Origin of the sequence: Lactonifactor sp. BIOML-A5, from assembly GCF_009677585.1 — a bacterium.
GTDB lineage: Bacteria > Bacillota > Clostridia > Lachnospirales > Lachnospiraceae > Lactonifactor.
This window is the reverse complement of record NZ_WKYV01000060.1, coordinates 1-3030: the sequence shown is the minus strand read 5'-3', so window position 1 is coordinate 3030 and position 3030 is coordinate 1. Positions and strand designations below refer to the sequence as shown.

1 rRNA gene is annotated in these 3030 nt (G+C 51.6%); it reads left to right on the top strand.

Features of this window, described 5'->3' with window-relative positions:
* Positions 1-128: 128 nt before the first annotated feature.
* Positions 129-3021, top strand: a 23S ribosomal RNA gene (locus GKG41_RS22980).
* The last annotated feature ends 9 nt before the right edge of the window (positions 3022-3030 follow it).

Here is a 3030-nt window from a genome sequence, read left to right as displayed (position 1 = left end):
AAAAATATCTAAAAAACGTTAAACGTAAAAGATAGAGACATCCGAGGCCTTATGGGAAACCATAAGGAATCAAAGAAAGAAAACCAAGCAACACAGACCGTCTGCTTCTAACGCTATAGAAACAGGAAGGTCAAGCGACAAAGAGCGCAGGGTGGATGCCTTGGCACTAAGAGCCGATGAAAGACGTGATAAGCTGCGAAAAGCTTCGGGGAGGAGCAAATATCCATTGATCCGGAGATATCTGAATGGGGAAACCCGGCTGGACAGACTCCAGCCATCCATACGCCAATCCATAACGTATGGAAGGGAACCCGGGGAACTGAAACATCTAAGTACCCGGAGGAAAAGAAAGAAAACTCGATTTCCAAAGTAGCGGCGAGCGAAATGGAAAGAGCCTAAACCAGGATGCGTGCATCCTGGGGTTACGGACTGCAGAAAGTGACTTTAAGGTTAATGGAACGGCTTTGGGAAAGCCGGCCAGAGAGGGTGAAAGCCCCGTACATGAAAGCCGAGAAGAGCGAGCAGGATCCAAAGTACCACGAGACACGAGAAACCTTGTGGGAAGTCGGGGGGACCACCCCCCAAGGCTAAATACTCCTTAGTGACCGATAGCGCATAGTACTGTGAAGGAAAGGTGAAAAGAACCCCGGGAGGGGAGTGAAAGAGAACCTGAAACCCTGTGTTTACAAGCTGTGGAACACCCGTATGAGGTGAACCGCGTACTTTTTGTAGAACGGTCCGGCGAGTTACGCTGGCTGGCAAGGTTAAGCACCAAAGGTGCGGAGCCGAAGGGAAACCAAGTCTTAATAGGGCGAAAAGTCAGTCAGAGTAGACCCGAAACCGGGTGATCTATCCATGTCCAGGTTGAAGCTGCCGTAAGAGGTAGTGGAGGACCGAACGCACATCCGTTGAAAAGGGTGGCGATGAGGTGTGGATAGGGGAGAAATTCCAATCGAACCCGGAGATAGCTGGTTCTCCTCGAAATAGCTTTAGGGCTAGCCTCGATAGAGATTTGCGGAGGTAGAGCACTGAATTTCCTAGGGGGCGTCAAAGCTTACCGAAGAATATCAAACTCCGAATGCCGTGTAATTGATTATCGGGAGTCAGACTGCACGAGATAAGTTGGGCAGTCGAAAGGGAAAGAGCCCAGACCTCCAGCTAAGGTCCCAAAGTGCGTGTTAAGTGGAAAAGGATGTGGGATTTCGAAGACAACTAGGATGTTGGCTCAGAAGCAGCCATACATTCAAAGAGTGCGTAATAGCTCACTAGTCGAGAGGTCCTGCGCCGAAAATGTCCGGGGCTGAAACACGACACCGAAGCTGAGGAATCACGCAAGTGATTGGTAGAGGAGCATTGTTAACGCGACGAAGCGGTACCGTAAGGAGCCGTGGAGTGTTAAGAAGAGAGAATGCCGGAATGAGTAGCGAGAAAAAGGTGAGAATCCTTTTGGCCGAATATCTAAGGTTTCCAGAGTAAAGCTGATCTGCTCTGGGTAAGTCGGGGCCTAAGGCGAGGGCGAAAGCCGTAGCCGATGGACAACAGGTTGAGATTCCTGTACTGCAATATAACAGAACTGTGGGGACACGGAAGGAAAGTGGGAGCCGGAAACGGAAAATCCGGTGCAAGCGAAGTAGGAGTTTAGCAGGCAAATCCGCTGAACAATCCGAAGGCGTTACGCGGACCGAACTAAAGTAGGGAAGCCCATGAGCCGGCCGTCAAGAAAAGCCGCTATTGTTTATATTGTACCCGTACCGTAAACCGACACAGGTGGATGAGGAGAGAATCCTAAGGCCGACGGAAGAAGCATTGTTAAGGAACTCGGCAAAATGACCCCGTAACTTCGGGAGAAGGGGTGCCACAGAAATGTGGCCGCAGAGAATAGGCTCAAGCAACTGTTTAGCAAAAACACAGGTCTATGCAAAACCGAAAGGTGAGGTATATGGGCTGACGCCTGCCCGGTGCTGGAAGGTTAAGGGGAGAGGTTAGACGCAAGTCGAAGCTTTGAACTTAAGCCCCAGTAAACGGCGGCCGTAACTATAACGGTCCTAAGGTAGCGAAATTCCTTGTCGGGTAAGTTCCGACCCGCACGAAAGGCGTAATGATTTGAGCACTGTCTCGACAATGCATCCGGTGAAATTGAAGTACCAGTGAAGATGCTGGTTACCTGCGCCAGGACGGAAAGACCCCATGGAGCTTTACTCCAGCTTGATACTGGGATTCGGTATTGCATGTACAGGATAGGTGGGAGACAAAGAAGTGGTGACGCCAGTTGCCATGGAGTCAATGTTGGGATACCACCCTTGCAGTATTGGGTTTCTAACCATCCGCCGTGACCCGGCGGTGGGACAATGTCAGGCGGGGAGTTTGACTGGGGCGGTCGCCTCCGAAAGGGTATCGGAGGCGCTCAAAGGTTCCCTCAGAATGGTCGGAAACCATTCGAAGAGTGCAAAGGCAGAAGGGAGCTTGACTGCGACACCGACGGGTGGAGCAGGTACGAAAGTAGGACTTAGTGATCCGGTGGTATAAAGTGGGATTGCCATCGCTCAACGGATAAAAGCTACCCTGGGGATAACAGGCTTATCACTCCCAAGAGTTCACATCGACGGAGTGGTTTGGCACCTCGATGTCGGCTCATCGCATCCTGGGGCTGTAGTAGGTCCCAAGGGTTGGGCTGTTCGCCCATTAAAGCGGTACGCGAGCTGGGTTCAGAACGTCGTGAGACAGTTCGGTCCCTATCCGGCGTGGGCGTAGGATATTTGAGAGGAGCTGACCTTAGTACGAGAGGACCGGGTTGGACTGACCACTGGTGTACCGGTTGTTCCGCCAGGAGCATGGCCGGGTAGCCAAGTCGGGAAGGGATAAACGCTGAAGGCATCTAAGCGTGAAGCCCCCCTCAAGATGAGATATCCCATTCCTTAAAGGAAGTAAGACCCCTTGAAGACGACGAGGTAGATAGGGCAGAGGTGGAAGTGCAGCAATGCATGGAGCTGACTGTTACTAATCGGTCGAGGGCTTGACCTGAACACTTAG